Annotated in this window: 18 protein-coding genes; 17 read left to right on the top strand and 1 reads right to left on the bottom strand. The window is 75.0% G+C overall.

Annotated elements, in window-relative coordinates; all coding sequences use genetic code 11:
- Positions 1-294: 294 nt before the first annotated feature.
- Both MY520_RS12260 and MY520_RS12255 read left to right on the top strand, forming a co-directional pair.
- A complete protein-coding gene (locus MY520_RS12260; protein ID WP_436692381.1) occupies positions 295-489 on the top strand; it encodes a hypothetical protein in 195 nt (64 codons plus the stop codon).
- Between the two features lie 322 nt (positions 490-811).
- A complete protein-coding gene (locus tag MY520_RS12255; RefSeq protein ID WP_436692380.1) occupies positions 812-1,027 on the top strand; it encodes a hypothetical protein in 216 nt (71 codons plus the stop codon).
- Between the two features lie 21 nt (positions 1,028-1,048).
- On the opposite strand, the gene MY520_RS12250 is transcribed toward MY520_RS12255, so the two are convergent.
- A complete protein-coding gene (locus MY520_RS12250; RefSeq protein WP_436692379.1) occupies positions 1,049-3,595 on the bottom strand; it encodes an Hsp70 family protein in 2,547 nt (848 codons plus the stop codon).
- Positions 3,596-3,781: 186 nt separating this feature from the next.
- On the opposite strand from MY520_RS12250, the gene MY520_RS12245 reads away from it, so the two are divergent.
- From MY520_RS12245 to MY520_RS12175, 15 genes are all read left to right on the top strand, one after another.
- A complete protein-coding gene (locus MY520_RS12245) occupies positions 3,782-4,450 on the top strand; it encodes a histidine kinase (protein ID WP_436692378.1) in 669 nt (222 codons plus the stop codon).
- Positions 4,441-5,106 (top strand): response regulator transcription factor, encoded by a 666-nt coding sequence (locus MY520_RS12240; protein WP_436692377.1) that lies wholly within the window; start codon positions 4,441-4,443, stop codon positions 5,104-5,106. The genes MY520_RS12245 and MY520_RS12240 overlap by 10 nt, the downstream gene beginning before the upstream one ends.
- A gap of 86 nt (positions 5,107-5,192) precedes the next feature.
- Positions 5,193-6,530 carry a hypothetical protein gene (locus MY520_RS12235; RefSeq protein WP_436692376.1) on the top strand — a complete coding sequence of 446 codons (1,338 nt, stop codon included), beginning with the start codon at positions 5,193-5,195 and terminating at the stop codon, positions 6,528-6,530.
- Positions 6,527-8,773: a sensor histidine kinase gene (locus tag MY520_RS12230; protein WP_436692375.1), complete on the top strand. Its 2,247-nt coding sequence runs from the start codon at positions 6,527-6,529 to the stop codon at positions 8,771-8,773. The genes MY520_RS12235 and MY520_RS12230 overlap by 4 nt, the downstream gene beginning before the upstream one ends.
- A 94-nt stretch (positions 8,774-8,867) precedes the next feature.
- Complete coding sequence (locus tag MY520_RS12225) at positions 8,868-10,067, top strand: hypothetical protein (protein ID WP_436692374.1); 1,200 nt, start codon at positions 8,868-8,870, stop codon at positions 10,065-10,067.
- Positions 10,068-10,389: 322 nt separating this feature from the next.
- Positions 10,390-10,614: a hypothetical protein gene (locus MY520_RS12220; RefSeq protein ID WP_436692373.1), complete on the top strand. Its 225-nt coding sequence runs from the start codon at positions 10,390-10,392 to the stop codon at positions 10,612-10,614.
- Positions 10,615-10,727: 113 nt separating this feature from the next.
- Positions 10,728-11,516: an esterase/lipase family protein gene (locus MY520_RS12215; protein ID WP_436692372.1), complete on the top strand. Its 789-nt coding sequence runs from the start codon at positions 10,728-10,730 to the stop codon at positions 11,514-11,516.
- A gap of 156 nt (positions 11,517-11,672) precedes the next feature.
- The gene (locus MY520_RS12210) at positions 11,673-12,068 is read left to right on the top strand and encodes a hypothetical protein (RefSeq protein WP_436692371.1); all 396 of its coding nucleotides are present in this window, start codon (positions 11,673-11,675) and stop codon (positions 12,066-12,068) included.
- 77 nt (positions 12,069-12,145) lie between these two features.
- Positions 12,146-13,366 (top strand): acyl-CoA dehydrogenase family protein, encoded by a 1,221-nt coding sequence (locus MY520_RS12205; RefSeq protein WP_436692370.1) that lies wholly within the window; start codon positions 12,146-12,148, stop codon positions 13,364-13,366.
- A 33-nt stretch (positions 13,367-13,399) separates the two neighbouring features.
- The gene (locus MY520_RS12200) at positions 13,400-14,311 is read left to right on the top strand and encodes a hypothetical protein (RefSeq protein ID WP_436692369.1); all 912 of its coding nucleotides are present in this window, start codon (positions 13,400-13,402) and stop codon (positions 14,309-14,311) included.
- A 60-nt stretch (positions 14,312-14,371) separates the two neighbouring features.
- Complete coding sequence (locus MY520_RS12195) at positions 14,372-15,004, top strand: DivIVA domain-containing protein (RefSeq protein ID WP_436692368.1); 633 nt, start codon at positions 14,372-14,374, stop codon at positions 15,002-15,004.
- Positions 15,005-15,036: 32 nt separating this feature from the next.
- Positions 15,037-15,927, top strand: coding sequence for a HesA/MoeB/ThiF family protein (locus MY520_RS12190; RefSeq protein WP_436692367.1), 891 nt, complete (start codon positions 15,037-15,039; stop codon positions 15,925-15,927).
- Positions 15,924-18,272, top strand: a complete 2,349-nt coding sequence (locus MY520_RS12185; protein WP_436692366.1) for an MMPL family transporter — start codon at positions 15,924-15,926, stop codon at positions 18,270-18,272. Before MY520_RS12190 ends, MY520_RS12185 begins: the two co-directional genes overlap by 4 nt.
- Positions 18,273-18,520: 248 nt before the next feature.
- Positions 18,521-19,207, top strand: a complete 687-nt coding sequence (locus tag MY520_RS12180) for an RNA polymerase sigma factor (protein WP_436692365.1) — start codon at positions 18,521-18,523, stop codon at positions 19,205-19,207.
- Positions 19,208-19,271: 64 nt separating this feature from the next.
- Positions 19,272-20,912 (top strand): phytoene desaturase family protein, encoded by a 1,641-nt coding sequence (locus MY520_RS12175; protein ID WP_436692364.1) that lies wholly within the window; start codon positions 19,272-19,274, stop codon positions 20,910-20,912.

Here is a 20,912-nt window from a genome sequence, read left to right as displayed (position 1 = left end):
GCCACCGAACTCGGGGCGACGGACGCCCACGAACAAGGGTCCGAAGACGCCCGCTTCCTCAGCCAGCCGGCTCGGTGAGGAGTGCCGGGGCCGCAGGTCCGGGCCGGCGGCGCCCGGCGCGGGTGGGCCGGACCCGACGGGACGGCGGGGGTTGACCCCACGTCCGGAAGGGGGGGCTCTGCGGGCGGAATGCGGGGGTTTCCTCGATGGTTCGGCGACCGGCCGGCCGCCATTCTTTTCCCAGGCAAGAACACGGGAAACGAAGTTCCCGGGCCTGGAGCGAAGGAGAATCCCATGTTCGACCGCCACGGAAACCGCTGGGACAACGACCACGGCCACCACGGGCACGGCCACCACGACCACGGTCACCGCCACGACAACCACTGGGGCCACGACCGGCACGACAACCACTGGGGCCACGACCGGCACGACGGGCACCGCGAGTGCCACGACGACTACAACGACTACTCGGGTCACGACCACTACTGACCCCTGACCAGGCGTGGCCCGGGCCTCACGGCCCGGGCCACGCCCATGTCCGGCTCGACCTCGAGCGCCCGCGGCGGCTCCCCGCCGCGGGCGCTCAGTGCTGTCCGGGGCAGGCACCGGAACCGGTGGGGGGGCGGGCCCCACCCACGTCCGGGGAGTCCCCTCCGGGTGATCCGGGGGCTGGCTCGATGTCCCGACGGCTGCGGGAAAGCCATTCTCTTCTCAGGGCACGGAAACACCGGGAAATCCATTCCGGAGCCTGATCGGACCGGCGGAGACGGATCTCGGGTTCCGCACCCATCGACGACATCGTGGAGCGATCATGACCATGACCCTGCCCATGACCCTGCCCATGACCCCCTCCGGTCTGCGCGACGAGCTCGAGGTCGACTTCGCCCAGGCGGCCTGCGAGCTGGCCGAGGCCCGCGCCCTGCAGGCGGAGAAGGACACGCCGGACCACCGGGCGGCCGTCGCCGAGTGCAGCGCCCGGCTGGACGCCGTCCTGGACATGTACCTCGACGCCGGCTTCCCCCGCTGACCTCCCGACCGGGGGGTGCGGTCAGCCGCCGACGTTGAGCACGGCCAGCCGGCCCTCGTTGAGCAGGCTGACGTAGGCCCGGCTCCCGTCGGGCAGCACCGCGACCGACGTCGGCCCGTCCCCGAGGGGCAGCCGCGCGGTCACCTCGAAGGTCTCGCCGTCGATCACCGACACGCTGTCGTCCTCGACGCTGGCGACGTAGGCGAACCGGCCGTCGGCCGACCAGGTGATGTCCTGGGGGTTCCGCCCGACGTCCACGCGGTCGATGACCTCGTTGGTGTTGGTGTCGATCATCGTGACCGAGGCGGAGTCGTAGTTGACGTTGGCCACCAGCGGCCGGGTCGGGTGCACCGCCACGCTGTGCGGACTCGTCTCCACCGGCACCTGATCGATGACCTGGAGGCTGTTCGGGTCCAGGACCGTGACCAGGTTGGACTCGTGGTTGGCCACGTACGCCCGCGATCCGTCGGGGGTGAACTCGATCCAGTGCGGGTTCGGGGGGACGGTGACGTCCTCGAGCACCGTGTTGTTCACCGTGTCGATCACCGAGATGCTCCCCGAGTCGTGGTTCGGCACGAACAGCCGTGACCCGTCGAGGGTCACCGCCCCCAGGTAGGGCCGGGTGCGCACCGGGATGGTGGTGATCTCCTTGTTGTTCGAGGTGTCGATGACGGTCACCGCGGCGATCGTGCGGGCGTCGTTGAAGACGCTGACGTAGAGCCGGCTCCCGTCCCGGTTGAAGATGAGGAACTGCGGGGGGCCCGCCGGGATCGGGATGTTCGAGGTGACGGTGTTGAGCGCGGTGTCGACCACGGTGACGAAGCCGGCGGCCCGCCGGGCGACGTAGAGCTGCTGCCCGTTGGGCGCGACGGCGACGAAGCCCGAGAGCTCCCCGACCTCGATGGGCGTCCCGACGGGCGGGATGGGCACGGCGGCCCGCGGGGGAGCGCTCGGCGTCGGAGCGGGGGCGGCGGATGCGGACGCGGACGGCGACGCCGCGGGCGGACCGCCGTCCGCGCTGGGAGCGTCGTCGTCCCGCAGGAGGACGATCGCGAGCCACACCCCCAGCGCCACCACCAGCAACGCCGCGGCGCCGACGAGCAGGGGACGGCGCCGGTTCGGCTGCGTCGGCATGGGCGGCGGCGGTGGGGATCCCGGCGGCCGGCCGTGGCCGGCGTCCTCCGACCACGCCTCCCGCGTCCCCCCGTCCGCCCCGGGGGGCGGGCCCGTCCGCCGGGGATCCGCCCCGTTGCGGCCGGACCACCCGCCTCCCGTCGACCGGTCGCCGCCGTTACCGGCCCCCTGCTGGACGGGGATGGCGCCGACGCCGGCCGGTCGCTCCGGAGCGGTCGCGACGGCCGCCTCCGTCCGGGGTTCGGCCACCGACGTGCCCGCCCGAGCGGCGGGCTGGGCGACGGTGGCCGCGGCGGCCGCGGCAGCGGCGGCGCCACCGGCGGCAGTGCGCCGGTCGGCCGACGACGTGCTCGGGCTCTGCGCCCGGCCGAGCCGGCTGTGGGCCTGGGCCAGGGTGGCGGCGCCGAGGGCGACGGCGTGTTTGGGGTGGGTGTCGACGACGGTGGGCCGGCCGAGCTCGTCGGCGATCATCCGGCCGATGAGCGGGATCCGGGAGGAACCGCCCACGAGCAGGACGGCCGACAGCCGGTCCGGGGGCACCTCCGCCGTCCGCAGCGCCCGGCTCAGGGTGCCGATCGTCGACTCGACCGGCGCGCGGATCATGTCCTCGAACTCGGCCCGGGTGAGCGGGACGTCCAGGTGCCGGGTGGGCAGGAAGACCGGGATGGTCACCTCGGTGTCGAGGGAGAGCGCCTCCTTGGCCAGGACGCAGTCCTGCCGCAGCCGGGAGAGCGCGACGACGGTCTTCGGGTCGCCGAGGTCGAGCTCGTTGAGCGCCCCGCCCGACTTGTGGTTGACGAAGGACAGGATGGCCTCGTCGAAGTCGGTCCCGCCCAGCCGTTCGATGCCGTCCGGCGAGCCGAGGATCTCGATGCCGTCGGCGACGCGCTGGAGGACCGTCGCGTCGAAGGTGCCGCCGCCGAGGTCGTACACGGCGATGACCTCGCCCTCCTCGAGCTGGCGGGTCGCCGCGTAGTAGGCGGCCGCCGCCTCGGGCTCGGTGACGGTCAGCGCCGACGACAGCCCGGCGAACCGCGGCACCTCCTCGAACAGCTCCCGCCGGAAGGGGCCCCAGTTCGCCGGGTGGGTCAGCACCACGATCCCGGGCTCGCCGCGTTCCGCGCCGACCCGGGTGAGCACGTCCTGCAGGAGCGCGCCGAGCAGGTCGGTGACGGCGTACGACGAGCCGCCCAGCAGGACCGGCGTCGGGTCGCCCAGCCGGCGTTTGATCTCCGTCGCGACGCGGTCGGGGTTGCTCACGACCCGGCGGGCGGCGGCGTCGCCGGTGACGAGCGCGCCGTCGTCCCGGGCGAAGACCGCGGCGGGGATCACCGTCGAGCGGTCCCCGAGGGCGAACATCTCCGTGTTGCTGTCATGGCTGACCGCGGCCGCCACGAACGTGGTGCCGAGATCGACTCCGAGGTAGTACTCCACAGCGTCTCCCGGGCGAGCGGCATACGGAATGAGCCCGTGTCGCCGACACCAAACACTGCCCGCAGCGGCCTGGCAACGACCTGTGTCCCGGCCCCGTGCGGCGAACACCGGGCGGGGTGACAACCCCACCAGTGGGTAGGGAGAGCACCCCTACCGCCCGGGGGCGGGGGCCACGACGATCCAGGGATGACGTCGACGCCTGCCGCCTCCGCGGGCGACGCTCCGGGCGCGGCCGGGCAGCCGGACGCCGATCCCTCCCATCCGGTGCCGGGCTCCCTGCTGCCGCTGCCGTCCCGCGCCGAGCGGGAGCGGTGGCAGCGCCGGCTGCGCCTGCAGCGGCAGCTGCACGACGGCGCCTCGCTGCGGATCTCCGCTCTCGTCCCGCAGCTCGGCGTGGTCCGGAACAAGGTGCCCGAGGCGTTGCCCGACCTGCACGCCTCCATCGAGGGCCTGCAGGACCAGTTGCACACGGCGCTGCAGGAGCTGCGGGAGATCGCGCGGGCCATCTACCCGCCGCTGCTCGACGAGGCGGGGCTCGGGCCGGCGCTGCGCGAGTTCGCCGACCGCGCCGAGGTGCCCGTGCGCATCGACGTGAGCCCGGCGCGCTGCGGCCCCGCTGCCGAGGGGGCGGCCTACTTCGCGGTCACCGACTGCCTCGCCGCCGTCCGCGCGGGAGGGGCACCGATCGAGGTGGCCGGCGGGCGCGAGGGCGACGTCCTCGTCCTGGTGCTGTCCGGGGTGCCGCTGCGGCTGGCCGTGGGGGTCCTCGACCACGTGTGCGGGCTCGACGGGCAGGTCACGCCGTCCGGCCCGGAGGAGAAGGGGAGGATCGAGGTGAGGATCCCGTGCGCGTAGCCCTGGCCGAGGACGGCGCCCTGTTCCGCGAGGGCCTGCTCATGCTGTTGGAGGCCGCCGGCCACGAGGTCGTCGGCTGCACCGCCGACGGTGACGCGCTGGTCGACCTGCTGGCCGAGCAGGAGGCGGACGTGGCGATACTGGACATCCGCATGCCGCCGGAACCGGACGGCGGTCTGGTCACCGCGGAACGGCTGCGGGCCGCGCACCCCGGCATGGGGCTGCTGTTCCTGTCCCACTACGCCGAGACCCACTACCTGATGCGCATCCTCGAGATCGGCACCGAGGCGGTCGGCTACCGGCTGAAGGAGAAGGTGGGCAGCGTCGACGTCCTCACCGACACCCTCGACCGGATCGCCGACGGCGAGATCGTGATCGAGCCGGTGCTGGCCAAGCGGCTGGTCGAGCGCCCGCGCGGGGACCGCAAGGAGGTCGTCGACGCCCTGTCACCCCGGGAGCTCGACGTGCTGCGGCTGATGGCCGAGGGCCGGTCCAACAACGGCATCGCCGCGCAGTTGTTCGTCACCCCCAAGGCCGTCGAGAAGCACATCGCCAACATCTTCAGCAAGTTCGGCCTGCAGGACGACGGCAGCGAGCACCACCGCCGGGTCCTGGCCGTCCTCACCTACCTGCGCTCCCAGCGCGGCGAGCGGTAACGCGCGGGTTGGCCGGGGCGGGCGGTCCCCCTAGCGTGGCGGCACGGGACCTGCCGGTTCCGCATGCCGAGGGGTCGGTGGTGGGGATGGCCCGGGCGACCGTGGCCGGTGCCGTGCGTGGACTGCTGGTCGCAGTCGGGGTGGCCGCGGTGCTGGTCGCCGTCGTCCAGGGCCTCGGCCGGGTGGTCGGGTCCGCGGTGCCGGCCGTGCTGCTGCCGGTCGCCGGCGCCGCGCTCGCGGCCCTCGGCCTGCACCTGTTCCTGCCCCGTGGCCGCGGGTCGCGGGCCGGTTCCGAGGCGTCGGACCGGTTCCCCGCCCTGGCCGAGGCGGCCCGGCGGATGCAGTCGGGCTCCCTGGAGCGGGCGCTGCCGGGCCTGGCCCAGGTGGTGGCCGACGGCACCGGGGCCGCGCAGGCGACGGTGTGGCTGGCGATCGGGGAGCGCCTGGTGGAGGTCGCGCGGCACCCGCCGGAGCCGGACGCCGGGGAGGTGACCGTGCCCGATCTCGCCACGCTGCTCGCCCGCCCGGACACCGACCACGTCGTCCCGGTCCTCGACGGGACGGCGTTGCGCGCGGTGGTGGCGATCCACAAACCGGGTGCGGTCACCGCCGAGGACCGCCAGCTCATGCAGGACGTGGCCAACGGGGCGGGGTTGCTGCTGCGGGTGGTCGCGCTCAACGCCGAGCTCGCCGAGCGGGTGCGGCGGGCGGCCGACCTGGCCGAGGAGCTGCAGGCGTCGCGGCGCCGGCTCGCCTCCGCCCGTGACTCCGAGCGGCGGCGGCTGGTCGCCGAGCTCGCCTACGCGACGGGCGACCGGCTGGACGCGCTGCGGGCCGAGGTCGGTCTCGCCGCCGCCGGACTCGCCGACCCCGAACCCGACCCCGCGCCGGTGACGGAGGCCCTGGCCCGGGCGCGGGTCCAGCTCGACGACCTGCTCGAACGGTTCCGGGCCGTCGCCCGGGGCGTCTACCCGGCCGTCCTGCGCGACCACGGACCCACCGCGGCGCTCGACGAGGTGATCTCCGACCTGCCCCGGCCGGTCCGGCTCAGCGGCGGCCTGGGGGAGCGGCTGCCGTGGGAGCTGGAGTCGGGCATCTACTACGTCGCCGCCTCGGCGGTCCGGGCACTGGCCGGCCGGCCCGGCGACGGCGCGGTGCTGGTGCGGCTGGAGCACGCCGACGGCCGGATCGTCGTGCACGTCGAGGACCCTGCCCCGCCCGTGCCCCCCGAGCGGCTGGGCGCCCTGCTGGCCGACGACGCCGACCGGCTCGCGGCGCTGGGCGGGGGGATGGACGTCGGGACCGGTCCTCCGCCCGGTGGCGACCCGGACGCCGCGGTGCCCCTGGTCGTCCGCGCCTGGCTGCCCGACCGGGTGGAGCCGGTCGTGGTGGCCACCGCCGGGACGGAGGTCGCGGTCCGGTGAACCGGGGTCGCCCGGAGACGCCTGCGCTCCTGGCCGGTCTGCTCTCCTGGGCGCTGGTCACGGTCGCGATCGGCGGCGCCTACCTGCTGGTGGAGCTCGTGGCGGGCCGTGTCGCCGGGCCCGCGGGAACGGCGGCGACGGCCACCGCGGTGGCCGCGGTGATCGCCCTGCCCGCGTACGAGGGGGCCCGGCGGGTGACCGGCAGCCGGACCGACGACGACCGCCCGGCCGGCTACCAGGTGCTCGCCCAGCTGGCCGCGCTGCCCCGGCCGACCCGCGACGTCCCCGACCTGGCCCGCGTCGTCGAGGCGGTGGGGCTGGGGCTGGGCGCGGATGTGTGCTCGCTGACGGTCCGGCGGCCCGGGCTTCGCGACCGGGTGCACACCTGGACCCGCCCCGGTGTCGAACCCGGCGAGACGCGGTGGGAGGTCCTCGTCCGGCACGGCACGGAGGACGTCGGCACCCTCGCCGTCGACCGCGTGACCGTCGCCGGGACCAACGCCGAGCGCCGGCAGCTGCTCGAGGCGGTCGCGAGCAGCCTCGGGGTGGCGCTGCAGGCCACGCGGGCCGGCATCGAGCTGGAACGGCAGCTGCGGGCGGCCCTGGCGCACGCCACCGACATCGCGGCCGCCCGCCGCCGCGCCGTCGCCGAGTCCGACGGTGAGCGCCGCCGGATCGAGCGCGACCTGCACGACGGCGCCCAGCACCACCTGGTGTCCCTGAGCCTCGGGCTGGGGTTGGTGGAGCACGAGCTCGCCACCGGCCGGCTCGAGCAGGCGCGCACCGGTCTGGACCAGATCACCGCACGGATCGCGACGGTCGAGGAGCTGCTGACCCGGACCAGCACCGGCGTCACGTCACCGGTCCTCGCCGAGGCCGGTCTGGTCGCCGCCCTCGAGGAGGACCTCGGCCACGACGACCCACCCGTCGCCCTCGACGCCCCGCGGGGCCTGCGGTTCCCCCCGGAGGTCGACGCCGCCGTCTACTTCTGCTGCCTGGAGGCGGTGAACAACGCCCGCAAGCACGCCCCGGGTGCCGCCGTGTCGGTGCGGCTGTGGGTCGAGGGGGACCGGCTGCACTTCGCGGTGCGGGACGACGGCCCGGGCTGGGACCCCTCCGCCGGCGCGCCGTCCCAGGGGCGCGGCATGCGGAACCTGGCGGCCCGCGTCGCCGCCGTCGGCGGGCAGGTCGACGTCCGGTCCGCGCCCGGCGCCGGCACCACCGTCGAGGGCTCCGTGTCGCTGCCCGAACCCCCTGCGGGCCCCCCGCCGAGGGAGGAACCGGCGGTCCCCAGGCTGCTCGGCGACGTGCGGACCGCCGTGCGGACCGCCCGGGAGATCCACTCCGGCACCGGCGTGGCCAGGCAGCTGGAGTTCCTCGAACGAGCTTTGAGCGAACCGCTCCGGATCGTCGTGACCGGCCCGACCGGTGCGCCGGCGGCGGCGCTGGCCGAGGCGCTCGCCGCCACCGCGCCACCCGGTGTCCGGTACTCGCCCGCGGGGGTTCCCGGCGGTCCGCCCGACACCGCGGCCGACGCCCACGTCCTCGTCCTCGGCGACGCCGGGCCGGAGGACGACGACCGCCCGGCCTGGCTGCCCGCGACCGCCCGCCCCGCACAGACCATCGGCGTGCACCTCGGGGACGGACCTCCTCCGGCCGCGGCCCGCTCCTGCCAGACGGTGGTTACGGTCGGGCCCGGCGGGCCGGCCGGGGTCCTCCTGGACGACGACGCGCTGTCGCGGGTGCGGGAGGTGGTCGACAGCCGGCTCGTCGCCCGCGCCGCGGTGCTGAAGGCGCGGACCGTGCTGTCGGCTCTGGAGACCGTCCTGCACGGTGCGCCGTCCGGGCCGCTGGTCTACCAGCTGGAGGCGATCCGCTCCGGCGCGCACGAGCTGGTCGAGCTCGACCTCCTGGACGCCCTGTGCTCGGGGGAGATCCGCGTCCCCGACGACCAGCGCCGCGCCGCGGAACGACTGCTCGGGGTGGACGGCGTGCCCGCGTGGGCCCGCCTGGGCCGCGGCCCGGACGCGCTCCCGGCCGAGCTCGCCGACGCCGCGGCGGCGGACCTGGCCCGCTGGCAGCGCGCCGCCGCCCACCCGACGTCGACGGCGGCGTCCCGCCGCCTGGCCGAGTTCCTGGTGCGCACCTGCGAGCGGCTGCTGTCCGCGTCGGCGGCCTCGGGAGACCAGGGGACCGGGGGTTGTCCCCACCCGGGCGCGGGGGACGGTCCCGACCGGTCGTAGGGGCTCCCCGGTCGCCACGGACGGGCGCTCCGGACGACGCTTCGTGATGACGCCGCAACGGTGCTCACCGGAGACGACGAGGACGAGGCGCGAGATGACCCCCACGCGGCCGGACCGCACGGAGAACGGGATGCCCGAGGTCGACGTCCGGGAGCTCCTGGACCTGTGCACCAAGGGCGCCACCGTGCACGGCCGCCGGGACCTGGTCCAGCGGCTGACCGTCGCGCGACGGTCCCTGGGGACGGCGGGGCCGGGGCGGTTCTCCTTCGGCGCCGTCCGGGACGCCGCAGCCGTCGCCCTGCACGCGTGCGACGCGCTCGAGCACGACCTCCGCGCGCGGCGCGCGGAGCTGCTGGACCCGGCACTGCCCGCCCGGGCGCGCGCGGAGTACGGCGATGCCCGCGCGCGCTGGGAGGCCTTCGAGACGCCGGCCCAGGTGTGGCCCGCGGTCCTGGGGGAGGGCTTCGCCGCGCTGAGCTCCGACCTGGAGTTCGAGGCCCGCAGCGCGACCCGCGCCGTGCAGGCGGACGCCGACTCGAGCATCGAGGCGGGGGACCCCGGCCGGCACCGCGAGCAGCTCGAGGGCTGGCTGCGCGAGCGCCTGACCTTCGAGGCCGAGCGCATCCACCACCGGCTGCACGCGGGTGCCCGCACGATCGCGGCCCGGGTCGCCGGGGAGCTCGGGCTGGCCCCGCACCCGACGCCGGCCCTCCCGGTGCTCCCGGCCGCGGAACTCGTCGCCGGCCTGGACCCGCACACGCCACCCGTCGGGGGTGCCCAGCCGATGTCCACCCGGCTGCTCATGGTCGTGATGCCCGGATACGCCGGGATCATGATGGCCTTCGTGCTCTCCCGGTTCCTGGGGCTGCACCTGCCGATGTGGGTCATCGCCCTGTGCGCCGTCCTCGGTGCCCTGGCCACCGGGGGTGCCGCGCTCACCGGGGACCGCCGGCGCCAGCTGGAGCGGCGCCGCAGCGACGCCCGGGCCATGGTGCGCGCGTTCGTCGACGACTACCAGCTGGCCCTCGGCAAGCAGGTCCGCGACGGCATCCGGGTCCTGCAGAACGACCTGCGCACCAGCACGTCGGTCGCCGTCAACCAGCGGAGCCGCGAGCTGACCGACCGACTGGACGCGGCCGGCTCGGCCGCCAAGGCGGCCTCGCACAGCGCGGAGGAACTCGCCGACGTCGACGCGGACCTGGGCTCGGTGGCCGAGCTGCGCGACCGGGCCCGCCGTCTCCTGCACCCGCCGGCCGAGACGCCGCCGGGGCGCCGGCTCACCCCGGTCGCCTGAGGCCGCCCCCCTCCGCCCGAGGCCACCCCGGGGCGGCTGAGGCCGACCCCTGAGCCGTCCGCCCGCACGGCGGCTCCCGCTGCACACCTCGCCCGGCCCGTCGGACTCCCGCGTCCGACGGGCCGGGCCCGTGCCGTCGACAGCCGGGGACGTGGGGCGCTCCCGGCGTCGGCGGGGGTGTGGACCCCACCTCGGAAACGGGGGCTCCGGACGGCATTCCGGGGGGTCCGCTCGATGTTCCCGAGACCGCCCGGACGCCATTCTTCTCTCAGGAAGAAAACACGGGAATTGATTTCCCGGACCTCTTGAAGAGGAGAGAGAAATGTCCGCTCCCATTCCGTGCCTGCGTCACTCCGAGCGCAAGTGGCTGGCCTACTGCGACGACTGCAAGGCCTGGCACCTCGCCCGCCAGATCGCCGCCCGCGACGCCGCCGCCCGGAACACCGCCGCCCGCGACCTCGCCCCCCGCGTGACCGTGGCCCCCCGCCTGACCGTCGTCCCGGCCGTCGCCCGCGGTTCCGTTCCCGCCCTGACCGCCGTCGCCTGAGCGGCGAGGACGGCTCCCGCGCGCCGGCCACCGCCGCGCAGCGCAGGCCGCCGGTCAGCCCCGGCCCCACCCCGATTCCCGCCACCAGCCCGTCGACCACCGAGGAGGACCCCGTGCGCATCGTTCTCCCGCTGCCGACGCGAGCCCTGGACGTCGCACAGACGGTCCACGAGACGGCGGTCACCGGCCTGCTGACCCTGGTCAACTCCCGCCCCACCCGGAACGGCGCCGCAGCCCGGCAGCCGACCCCCGCCCCGCACGCTCCCGCCGCCGGTTCCCGGACGCCCGTCGTGCTCGTGCACGGCTTCGGCGGCAACGCCTCGACGTGGTCCCTGCTCGAGCGCTGGTTGAGCGCCGCAGGCTTCCCGGTCTCGCACGCCACGACCTACAGCCCCTTCGCCCGGTGCGTGACCGACGTCGCGCGGGCCCTCGTCGGCGACTGCCACGGCGCCATGGAGCGCGCCGGCACCGACCAGGTGCACCTCATCGGGTACAGCCTGGGCGGGGTCGTCGTCCGCTACGCCGTCCAGGAACTGGGCCTGGAGCCGCACGTCCGGACCGCCGTCACCGTCGCCGCGCCGCACCGCGGGACGCTCGCCGCCCGGCTCGGCCGGGGCACCGTGGCCGCCGCGCTGACGCCCGGGTCCGGGATCCTCGAGGACCTGCGCCGGGGCGCGCGGGCCAGCAGCGTCCGGTGGGTCTCCTACTACTCCGACCGCGACCTGGTCGTGCGGCCGCGCTCCTCGCGGCTCGACGAGCGCGCCCTGCGCGCGACCAACGTCCTGGTCCCGGGCGTCGGCCACCTCGGGATCATCCGGTCGCCGCTGTTCCTCACCTCGGTCGTCCACCTGCTGCGCCACGACGGCCACCCCGAGCGGACCCGTCCCGAGGTCGCCGCGTGAGGCCGGCACCCGCGGCCCGGCCCGGCCGCGCGCCATCCCGCGGTCCGCCCGCGCCGGCCACCCGTGCCCCGACCCCGGCGGGCAGAACCGCCGGCCCCGAACGCCGGGCTCCTCCGCCCGGACCCCACCCCACCCCCTGGAACACGAGGTCCCGCCATGCCCGCATACACGTCCAAGGCCCAGGCCGTCACCGTCTTCTCGCAGTTGTTCGAGATCATGCTGGAGGACGACGACTTCGCCCGGCTGGTGCGCGACCAGGCCCTGTCGGTGCGGTTCGTCCACACCAAGCCGGAGTTCGAGCTGCTGGTCGACGCCGACGGCGTGCGGGTCGACGCACCGCCCGCGCCGACGTCGTTGATGATCAAGATGTCCTGCGACACCGCCGACGCGCTCTGGGCCGGCCGCCTGCTCATGCCCATCGCGGTCGCCACCGGGAAGATCCGGATCAAGGGCAGCGTGTCCAAGGTCATCGAGTTCGTGCCGCTGCTGCGTCCGGCGTTCGACCGCTACCCGGCCCTCGCCGCGGCCGCCGGCGTCTCCTCCGCCGCCTGAGCGGCTCCCCGGACCGGCTCCCGCGCGCCGCCCGACGACTCCCTCCCGTTCGCCCTGCCCGAAGGAGCACTCCCGCCATGCTCGACCTGTCCCTCCCCGAGACCACCGGCCCGACCTTCACGTCCCTGCCCCCCGCCGTGGAGGCGTTGCGCGACCGCGTGCGGGAGTTCGCCCAGGAGCGGCTCCGCCCCGAGGTGGGGCGCCTCGACCAGTCCGACGCCGCCGACTTCGACTGGCAGCTGGTGACCGAGGGGCACCAGCTCGGCCTCACCCGGCTGGTCATCTCCCGGCAGCACGGCGGCCTCGGCTACGGGGAGCTCGGCGTCGCCGTCGCGCTCGAGGAGCTGGCCGCCGTCGACGCCGGGTTCGCGCTGATCTTCGGCGCGACGATGCTCGGGCAGGCACCGCTGCTGCTGTCCGGCGACCCCGCGCTCCAGGCCCGGTTCCTGCCGCTGTTCTCCGGGGACGAGCCGGTCCTGGCCTGCAACGCGATCACCGAGGAGATGGCCGGTTGCGACCTGCTCATCCCCGAGAACGCCCAGTTCGCCGTCGACGTCATGCAGGCCCGCCGCGACGGCGACCACTACGTCCTCAACGGCGCCAAGAAGTTCATCACCAACGGCAAGGTCGCCACCTACGCCACGGTCTTCGCCAACATCGAGGGCTTCCCCGGGGCCAGCGCCCTCACCTGCTTCGTCGTTCCGCTCGACCAGCCGGGGATCGCCCTCGGGGAGGTCGCGGACAAGATGGGCTACCGCGCCTGCCTGGGCACCGAGATGTCCTTCACCGACGTCCGGGTGCCCGCCGAGAACATGATCGGCGGCGAGGGCGGCGGCGTGTTCATCAACGTCCAGCAGATGAACATGGCCCGCGCCGCGGTGGCCGCCATCTCCACCGGCGTCGCCCGCGGGGCACTGGACCTCGCCCGGCAGTGGTGCGGCGAGCGGATCCAGGGCGGCGTCCCCCTGTACCGGCACCAGTTCACGGCCCGCAAGCTCGCCGAGATGTCGATGAAGGTCGACGCCGCCCGGCTGCTCTACCTGCGGGCGGCCCACCTGGCCGACACCGAGATCCCGGCCCCCACCTACGAGCCGGCCGTGGCGAAGCTGTTCGCCGACCGGATCGCCGTCGAGGTGGCCGAGGAGGCCATGTCCCTCATGGGCGCCCGCGGCTACGTCCGGGACTTCGGCATGGAGAAGTACCTCCGGGAGGCGCTCGGCGCCCGCATCTACGAGGGCACGCCCGAGGTGCTGGCCCTCGCGATCACCGAGTCCCTGTACGCCGAGGACGAGTTCTGACCGTGCCGAGCCGACCGCGGAAGGACAGCTGACATGTGCACCGACCCGACCAGCAGCACCACCCGCCGGTACGCCGCCGACATCGTGGCCATGCACGAGCGGATGAGCTACCGCCGATTGCTCGAGCACCTCCCGCAGGGCGAGCTCCCGCACCTCGCCGTGCGCGGCGACGGCCTGGTGACCGTCGCCGCGACAACCGAGCAGCTCCCGCACCGCTACGTCCTCGGCCTGCAGGGTTTCCGGCTGGCCCAGTACCTCCAGCTCGGCTGGGCGTGCGAGGAGACGCTGCACCGCAGTGCCGGGTTCTGCGAACCACCGCAGTCCCTGCACCCCGACGACGTGCACGTGCTGACGCTCAGTGGCCGGACCGGCCGGATCCTCGGCTACCTCAGCATCACGACGTCCGCGGACGGCGACCCGCGCGACCTGCTCGCGCCCGACCGGGCGCGCTTCCCGGTCGAGGAGGCGCACGGGATCAACGTCTTCACCCGCGTCCCCGCCCCGCCGGGGGTGCGCACCGACCAGGTGCGGGAGCTCAAGCGGTTCGTGCACGCCCGGACCCTCACCGACCGCGCTCAGCGGCTGCGCGTGACGCTCGAGCTGCTGCTCGGCGCGGGGCGGACGCTCGTCGCCGTCGAGCCGGTCGTCCGCGTCCTGGTCGGCGACGTCGAGGAGGACGTCGCGCTGCGGCACCTGCTGCTCGCCGGCCTGGACGTGCAGCTGATCGAGGACACGCAGCCCTGGCTGCCGGACGGCGACCTGCTGCACCTGGCCTACACCAACCGCGGCGAGGTCAAGCCCTTCGTCGCGGGCGTCCCCGACCGCGGGGAGCTGCTCGAGCGCATCGAGCTGCTCGAGACCGCGCTCGCCGCCGAGGACCTCTTCGAGGCCGCCGGCGCACTCTCCGGCGCCCTGCAGGGGACGACGGAGCGCGTGGTCGCCTGACCCCCCGGGCGCCGCCCCGGCCCGGCGCCCGCACCGACAACCCCGAGAGGAGCGACCACCGTGCCGATCGACCCCGCCGACATCAGGGCCCAGGAGTTCCGGGTCACCTTCCGCGGCTACGACATCGGAGAGGTCGACGCCTTCCTCGACTGGATCGAGGAGGAACTGAGCCGGCCGTCCGGCGTCCGGGTCCCGTCCGGCGAGGCGCCGGCCGGCCCGGGCGCGGACGCCGCCGGACTCCGTGCCCCGGCCCCCGCCGAGGAGCACGGCACCCCGTCCGCCGCGCTGCGCACCCTCCTGCACGCCGAGCGGATGGCCGAGCAGGTCCTGGCCGACGCCACCACCGACGCCGCCGCGATCGTGGCCCGGTCACGGGCCGAGGCGGACACGATCCTCGCCGACGCCCGCGACGAGGCGGCGCAGATCGTCGCCGCCGCACACCGGGCGCCCCGGTCGGACGTCGACGACCTGGTCGCCCGCGGCCGCCGGCTGCGCGCCGAGCTGGACCGCGTCGACGAGTCCGAGCGCCGGTGCCGCGAGGACCTGCGGGCCTGGCTCGACGAGCACGAACGGCTGCTCGACGCGCCCCCGTACCCCGTTCCGGGCGAGACCGGCGACCGGCCGGCCCGGGCCCGCGCGGACACCACCGTCCGCAGGGTGACCACGACCCTCCCGTTCACCGCCGTCCGATGACCTCCTCACCAGCACCCGGAAGGGCACCTGCGATGACTCCGCTCCCGATCGACGTCTACGACGAGTTCACCAGCCGCAACCGGGGCTTCGTCCCCCCGGAGTCGCAGCAGCGGCTGCGGGCCGCGACGGTGCTGGTCGCCGGCTGCGGGTCGACCGGCGGCGCCGTCGTCGAGCCGCTGACCCGGCTGGGCGTCGAGGACTTCGTCCTCGCCGACAACGGCACCTACGAGCTGAACAACCTCAACCGGCAGAGCGCGGGGCAGGAGGACATCGGCCGGAACAAGGCGGAGGTCTGCGCCCGCCGGGTGGCGGAGATCAACCCGCGGGCCCGCACCTGGGTCGACACCGACGGCATCCAGCCCGGCACCGTCTCGGCGATGGTCGGCTCCTGCGACCTGGTGATCGACGGTGTCGACGTGACCGAGCCGGCCGGGTGGCGGGCCAAGTTCGCGCTGCACGAGGCGGCCGCCCGCCAGGGCCGGCCGGTCATCTCCGGCTACGACATGGCCGGGACCCAGTACGTGCGCTTCTACGACTACCGGCGGCCCGGGGTCGCCTTCGACGGCGCCATCACCCGCGCCCAGGTCGAGGAGGGGCGGACGTGGAGCCTCCTGCGACGGGTCGTCCCCCTGCGCGTCGTGCCGGTCGAGATGCTGGAGAGCGCCCGCCGCTCGGTGGCGACCGGCGAGGAGAGCGTGTCCCAGCTGGTCTACACCTCGATGCTGTTCGGCGCCCTCACCGCCCGGATGGTGATCGACGTGCTCGACGGCCGGCCGGTCCGCCGCCACACGGTCGTCGACGCCCACCGTGCCGTGCGGCCGCCCGTGACCCACCTGGTCACCCGGCTGCGCAAGCCGTGGGTGCTCGCCCTCGCCCTGCGGGACCTCGCCGTCCTGGAGCACGGGTCGGAGCGGAGGAGGTGATCGAGCGCTTCGCCGCCGCCACCCGGCGGTGGCGCTGGCCGATCGCCGTCGTCTGGATCGTCGCCGTGGCCTGCGCGGGCGTCGTCGCCATGGGGCTGCCGGGCCGGCTCAGCGGCGGTGGGTGGGAGGTCGAGGGCTCGCAGTCCGCGGCCGTGGAGGAGGCCCTGCGCACGGGCTTCGTCGGCCGCGCGGCGAGCACCCTGACCGTCGTCGTCCGGGACACGTCGCACACGGCGGAGGAGGAGCCGTTCGAGGGGCGGGTCCGCGAGGTGATGGCCGCCGTGGCCGCGGACGAGACGCTCGACGTGCAGAGCAGCTACGGCTGGTCGACGTTGGGGCCGGAGGCCCGCGCGCCCTTCCTCGGCTCGGACCTGCGCACCGCGATCGACGTCGTCGGGCTCGGCATCCGGGAGGGATACGCCCGGCAGGAGCTGCCCGAGGTCCAGGCCGGGCTGCGCGAGCAGTTCGCCGACCGGGGGCTGCAGGTGTCCCTCGTCGGTGCGGCGTCCTTCTGGGGCGAGGTGAACGAGCTCAGCGAGAAGGGGCTCGCCCGGGCCGAGCTGATCACCCTGCCCCTCATCCTGCTCGTGCTGCTGGTGCTCTTCGGCGGCGTCGTCGCGGCGCTGGTCGCGCTGGTCGTCGGGGTGACCTCCATCGTGCTCACCCTCGCCGTGCTGACCGTGCTCGCCGGCCAGTACGAGCTGTCGCTGTTCGTGCAGAACACCGCGACCATGCTCGGCCTGGGCGTCGGGGTCGACTACTCGCTGTTCGTCATCGCCCGGTTCAAGGAGGAGCTCGCAGCGGGCAGGGACGTCGAGAGCGCCGTCGCTGCCACGCTGCGGACCTCCGGGGAGACCGTGCTCTTCTCCGGCGTCACCGTGATCGCCGCGATGTGCACGCTGTTCCTGGTCCCGCTCGGCGTGATCGGCTCGATCGCCCTGGGCGCGGTCGTCGTCGTCGCCTTCTCCGTGCTCACCAGCGTGGTCCTGCTGCCGGTGGTCCTGCAGCTGCTGGGCCGGCGCATCGAGCGCGGCGTCGTCTTCGTCCGCCGGGGGACGCACCGCCGGCCGGCCGCCGCACGCTGGGCCGCCTTCGCCGGCCGCGTCATGCGCCGCCCCGTGCTGTTCCTCGCCGTGAGCGTCGGCGGCCTGCTGCTGCTGGCGGCGCCGTCGCTGGGCCTGCAGACCTTCACCCCCGACTCGCGGATCATCCCCGCCGACGAGCCGGTGCGCGCCGGCTTCGCCCTCGTGGAGGAGCAGTTCGGGCCCGGCTCCACCGCGCCGCTGCAGGTGCTGGTGAGCTCGCCTGAACCCCTGGGCTCCGACGACGGCGCCGCCGTCCTCGGGCTGCGGGACCGGCTGAAGGCCCTGCCGTCGGTGGTCCGGGTGGACTCCGCCCTGGACGCGCTGGCCGCGGTGAACGCCGCCGACCCGCTGGCGGCCGCGGTGGGGCCCGCGCGGGAGGCCCTGCCCCCCGACGTCCGCCAGACGGTCGACCACCACCTCTCCGACGACGGCCGGCGGCTGCTGCTCAGCGTCGTCGCCGATGCCCCGGCGTCCGCGACGAGCACGCAGGACCTCCTGGCGGCCGTCCGGGCCGAGGCGGCGGACCTCGACGCTGCCGGTCTCTCGGTCGCCGTCGGCGGCGAGACGGCGCAGGGCGTGGACAGCAACGACGCCATCACCCGGACGATGCCGAAGGTCGTCCTGGCGATGCTGGGCGTCATCTACCTGTTCCTGCTGGTGAGCTTCCGGTCGGTGTTCCTGCCGCTCAAGGCGATCCTCATCAACCTGCTGTCGGTGGCGGCCACGTACGGGGTGCTGGTCCTGGTCTTCCAGCACGGCTACGGCGCCGACCTGCTCGGCTTCGAGCGCACGGGGTACATCCAGAACTTCATCCCGGTGCTGCTGCTGACCCTCCTGTTCAGCCTCAGCACCGACTACGAGGTGTTCCTCCTCAACCGGGTCCGCGAGTACCACCAGCAGACCGGCGACGACACCGGCAGCGTCGCGCGCGGCCTGGCCAGCACCGCACCGCTGATCTCCGGGGCGGCCCTGCTGATGGTCGTGGTCTTCGGGGCCTTCTCCTTCGCGGGGATCCTGCCCATGAAGCAGCTCGGGTTCGGCATGGCGGTCGCCATCGCCCTCGACGCCACGGTCATCCGCCTCGTGGTCGTGCCCGCCTCGATGCGCCTCATGGGCGCCTGGAACTGGTGGATGCCCGGCCGCCGCCGGGTGCCGGCCCGGCGGGCCGCCGGGCGGGGCCGGCAGCCGCACCGCCGCCCGGGCGGCGTCCCCGTCGGGGTGCGGGACGGCCAGCACCGCTGGGCGCCGGCGGCTCCCTGACGCGCGCCCCCGGCTCCGCTCCCGGACGCGAGCGCCCCACGTGCCGGGGGCGGGGGTGCACCCCACCTCCCGGCGGGGGGTTGGCGAGGGCTCCTCGTAGGGCCTGCTCGATCGTCCCGGGCGCCCGCCCGCAGCAGGCTCTTCCCCATCCGAACGGCCACCGCCGCACCAGCGGCCCCCACGAGACGAGGCACGAGATGGTCAGCAGCCAGCCGGAGTCCACCCGCCCCGGGGGACAGGTGACGTCCGTGTCGAGGGTGCCGGAGGGCGCCGGCCGGACCCCGGAGCCGGCGTCGCGCCCCCGGCAGCCGCGGCCGGCGTCCGGGCCGCCGAACCCGGGAGGACACCGGACGACACGGGGGACCGCGACGGGGCGCCCCGACCAGGCGGCGCGGGACGCCACCAGACACCTGGTCCGGCGAGCCGCGCAGGGTGACCAGCGGGCCTGGGACGCCGTCGTCGAGCGGTACGGCGGGTTGCTGCGGTCGGTCGTCGGTGAGTTCCGGCTGACCGACGCGCAGGCCGCGGACGCCGTCCAGACCACCTGGTTGCGCCTGCTGGAGGACCCCGGCGCTCTGCGGCGACCCGAGCGGCTGGCCGGCTGGTTGCGGGCGACCGCGCGCCGGACCTGCCGGGAGACGGTGCGCAGGGCGGGCCGGGAACGCCCGTGGGAGCAGCCCGACGGCGGCACCTCCGAGCGGGACACCGATCCCGAGGCGCACGTCCTCCGCCAGGAGCGGGTGGACCTGGTCCGCCGGGCCGTCCAGGAACTGCCCGAGCCGCACCAGCGGCTGGTCGAGCTGCTCGTCGCCTCCCCGCCGCTGAGCGACGCGGAGATCGGTGCCCGGCTCCGGATGCCGGTCGAGAGCGTCGAGCCGGCGCGGGCCCGCCTCCTGGACGGGCTGCGCACCGCCCTCGCGCCGGCCCACCTGTAGGACCCCCTGCCCCGACACGCCCCACCCCCTCGCGATCCCACTCGAGAGAGAGAAGGAGAAGCCCGTGCCTCGACCTGACGCCGCTCCCCGTGGCCGCGCCGCCGACCGGACCGGTTCGCCCGCGGACCGGTACGACGCCATCGTCACCGGCGCCGGTGCCGCTGGTCTCACCTGTGCCCTCACCCTGGCCCAGCAGGGAGCCCGGACGCTCCTGCTCGAGAAGAACCCGTTCGTCGGCGGGTACGCCCACGGCGACGGTGAGCAGGGCTTCTACTGGGACCACGGCGGGCACATCGTGCTGGCCTTCCGGCTGGGGATGCCGGCCCGCCAGGTGTTCGAACGGCTCGGCATCGACCAGCGGATCGACATGGTCCCGGACCTGCAGAGCTTCCAGGGCGTCTTCCCCGACGGTCGGATGGAGATCCCGGCCGACCTCACCATGACCGCCGAGCTGCTGACCAAGCGGTTCCCGGCCGAGCGCGCCGGGATCACCCGGGTGCTGCTCGACATGGAGCGCATGGTCGCCGAGCTCGACCTCGTCGTCCCGAGCTTCCGGATCGCCGACGTACCGGGGGAGCGACGCCCGCTCGACCGGCTGCTCGAGCAGTTCCAGCGACCGTGGCTCGGGGACGCCGTCGCGCCCGTGGCCGGCCGGCTGAACATGCCCGGTCACACCCTGCTGAAGTACCAGAACCGGACCCTGCAGCAGTTGCTCGACGAGCACCTGCGCGACCCCGACCTCAAGGCCTACCTGTCCATGCTGTGCGTCGGGATCGGCACGGCCCCCTCGGAGCTGTCGGCGGTCATCGCGTCGGTCTTCCTCGTCCACGCGCTCCGGCTCATGTGGATGCCGCGGGGCGGCTTCGGCCGGCTCGCCGAGGTGCTGCGCGAGATGTTCATCGAGGCGGGCGGCACGGTGGCCACCGGCGCGGAGGTCGACCGCATGCTGGTCACCGGTGGCCGGGTGCACGGGGTGCGGACCGTCGACGGCCGGGAGTTCACCGCGGGTTCGGTGGTCTGCGCGTCCGACGCCCGCCGGCTCTACACCGAGCAGCTGCCCGCCGACGTCGTCCCCCGCAAGCTGCGGACGGCGGTGCAGACCCACCCCACCACGCCGGCCTTCTTCCAGGTGCAGCTCGGGATCGACCTGGACCTGGCCCGGTACGGCGACGAGATCAAGCGGCTGAACTTCATCTACCCGCACCGCGACATCGACAAGGGGATGGCGAACTTCCCGCTGGGCAACGTCGAGGAGGCGGCCTACTACCTGTACGTCGCCACCCTCCACCAGCCGGAGCTCGCCCCGCCCGGGATGCACTCGATCAAGCTGGAGTGCCCGACCCGCCTCGACAGCGTCGGCATCGACTGGGACCGCGACAAGGACGCCATCGCCGACGTCTTCATCCGCCGGACCGAGGCGCTCATCCCGGACCTGCGCCGGCACATCGTGGCGCAGCGGGTCTACACGCCGCTGGACATGGTGCGGCGCACCCACAACAACCAGGGCGCGTTCGCCGGGTGGGGACTGGTGCCGCAGATGCTCAGCCGCTCCCGTCCGCAGCAACGCTCCCCGCTGCCGGGGCTGTACCTGGCCGGGCAGTGGACGACGCCGAACGCCGGCCTGCCCTGGGTCGTGCTGTCGGGCTACAACACCGCGGGCATGGTGCTCGCCGACGGCGGAGGGCACCCGCGGTGGAACCACTGA

This window comes from Geodermatophilus sp. CPCC 205506, assembly GCF_051383635.1.
Lineage (GTDB): Bacteria > Actinomycetota > Actinomycetes > Mycobacteriales > Geodermatophilaceae > Geodermatophilus.
Note: the sequence above shows the minus strand (reverse complement) of the source record. Positions and strands in the feature narration are given on the sequence as shown.

Bases quoted from the DNA above. Each gene is read 5' to 3' on its own strand.
- MY520_RS12200 (WP_436692369.1), top strand. From the start codon at position 13,400: ATGTGCACCGACCCGACCAGCAGCACCACCCGCCGGTACGCCGCCGAC.
- MY520_RS12220 (WP_436692373.1), top strand. From the start codon at position 10,390: ATGTCCGCTCCCATTCCGTGCCTGCGTCACTCCGAGCGCAAGTGGCTG.
- MY520_RS12255 (WP_436692380.1), top strand. From the start codon at position 812: ATGACCATGACCCTGCCCATGACCCTGCCCATGACCCCCTCCGGTCTG.
- MY520_RS12205 (WP_436692370.1), top strand. From the start codon at position 12,146: ATGCTCGACCTGTCCCTCCCCGAGACCACCGGCCCGACCTTCACGTCC.
- MY520_RS12210 (WP_436692371.1), top strand. From the start codon at position 11,673: ATGCCCGCATACACGTCCAAGGCCCAGGCCGTCACCGTCTTCTCGCAG.
- MY520_RS12235 (WP_436692376.1), top strand. From the start codon at position 5,193: ATGGCCCGGGCGACCGTGGCCGGTGCCGTGCGTGGACTGCTGGTCGCA.
- MY520_RS12260 (WP_436692381.1), top strand. From the start codon at position 295: ATGTTCGACCGCCACGGAAACCGCTGGGACAACGACCACGGCCACCAC.
- MY520_RS12225 (WP_436692374.1), top strand. From the start codon at position 8,868: ATGACCCCCACGCGGCCGGACCGCACGGAGAACGGGATGCCCGAGGTC.
- MY520_RS12190 (WP_436692367.1), top strand. From the start codon at position 15,037: ATGACTCCGCTCCCGATCGACGTCTACGACGAGTTCACCAGCCGCAAC.
- MY520_RS12245 (WP_436692378.1), top strand. From the start codon at position 3,782: ATGACGTCGACGCCTGCCGCCTCCGCGGGCGACGCTCCGGGCGCGGCC.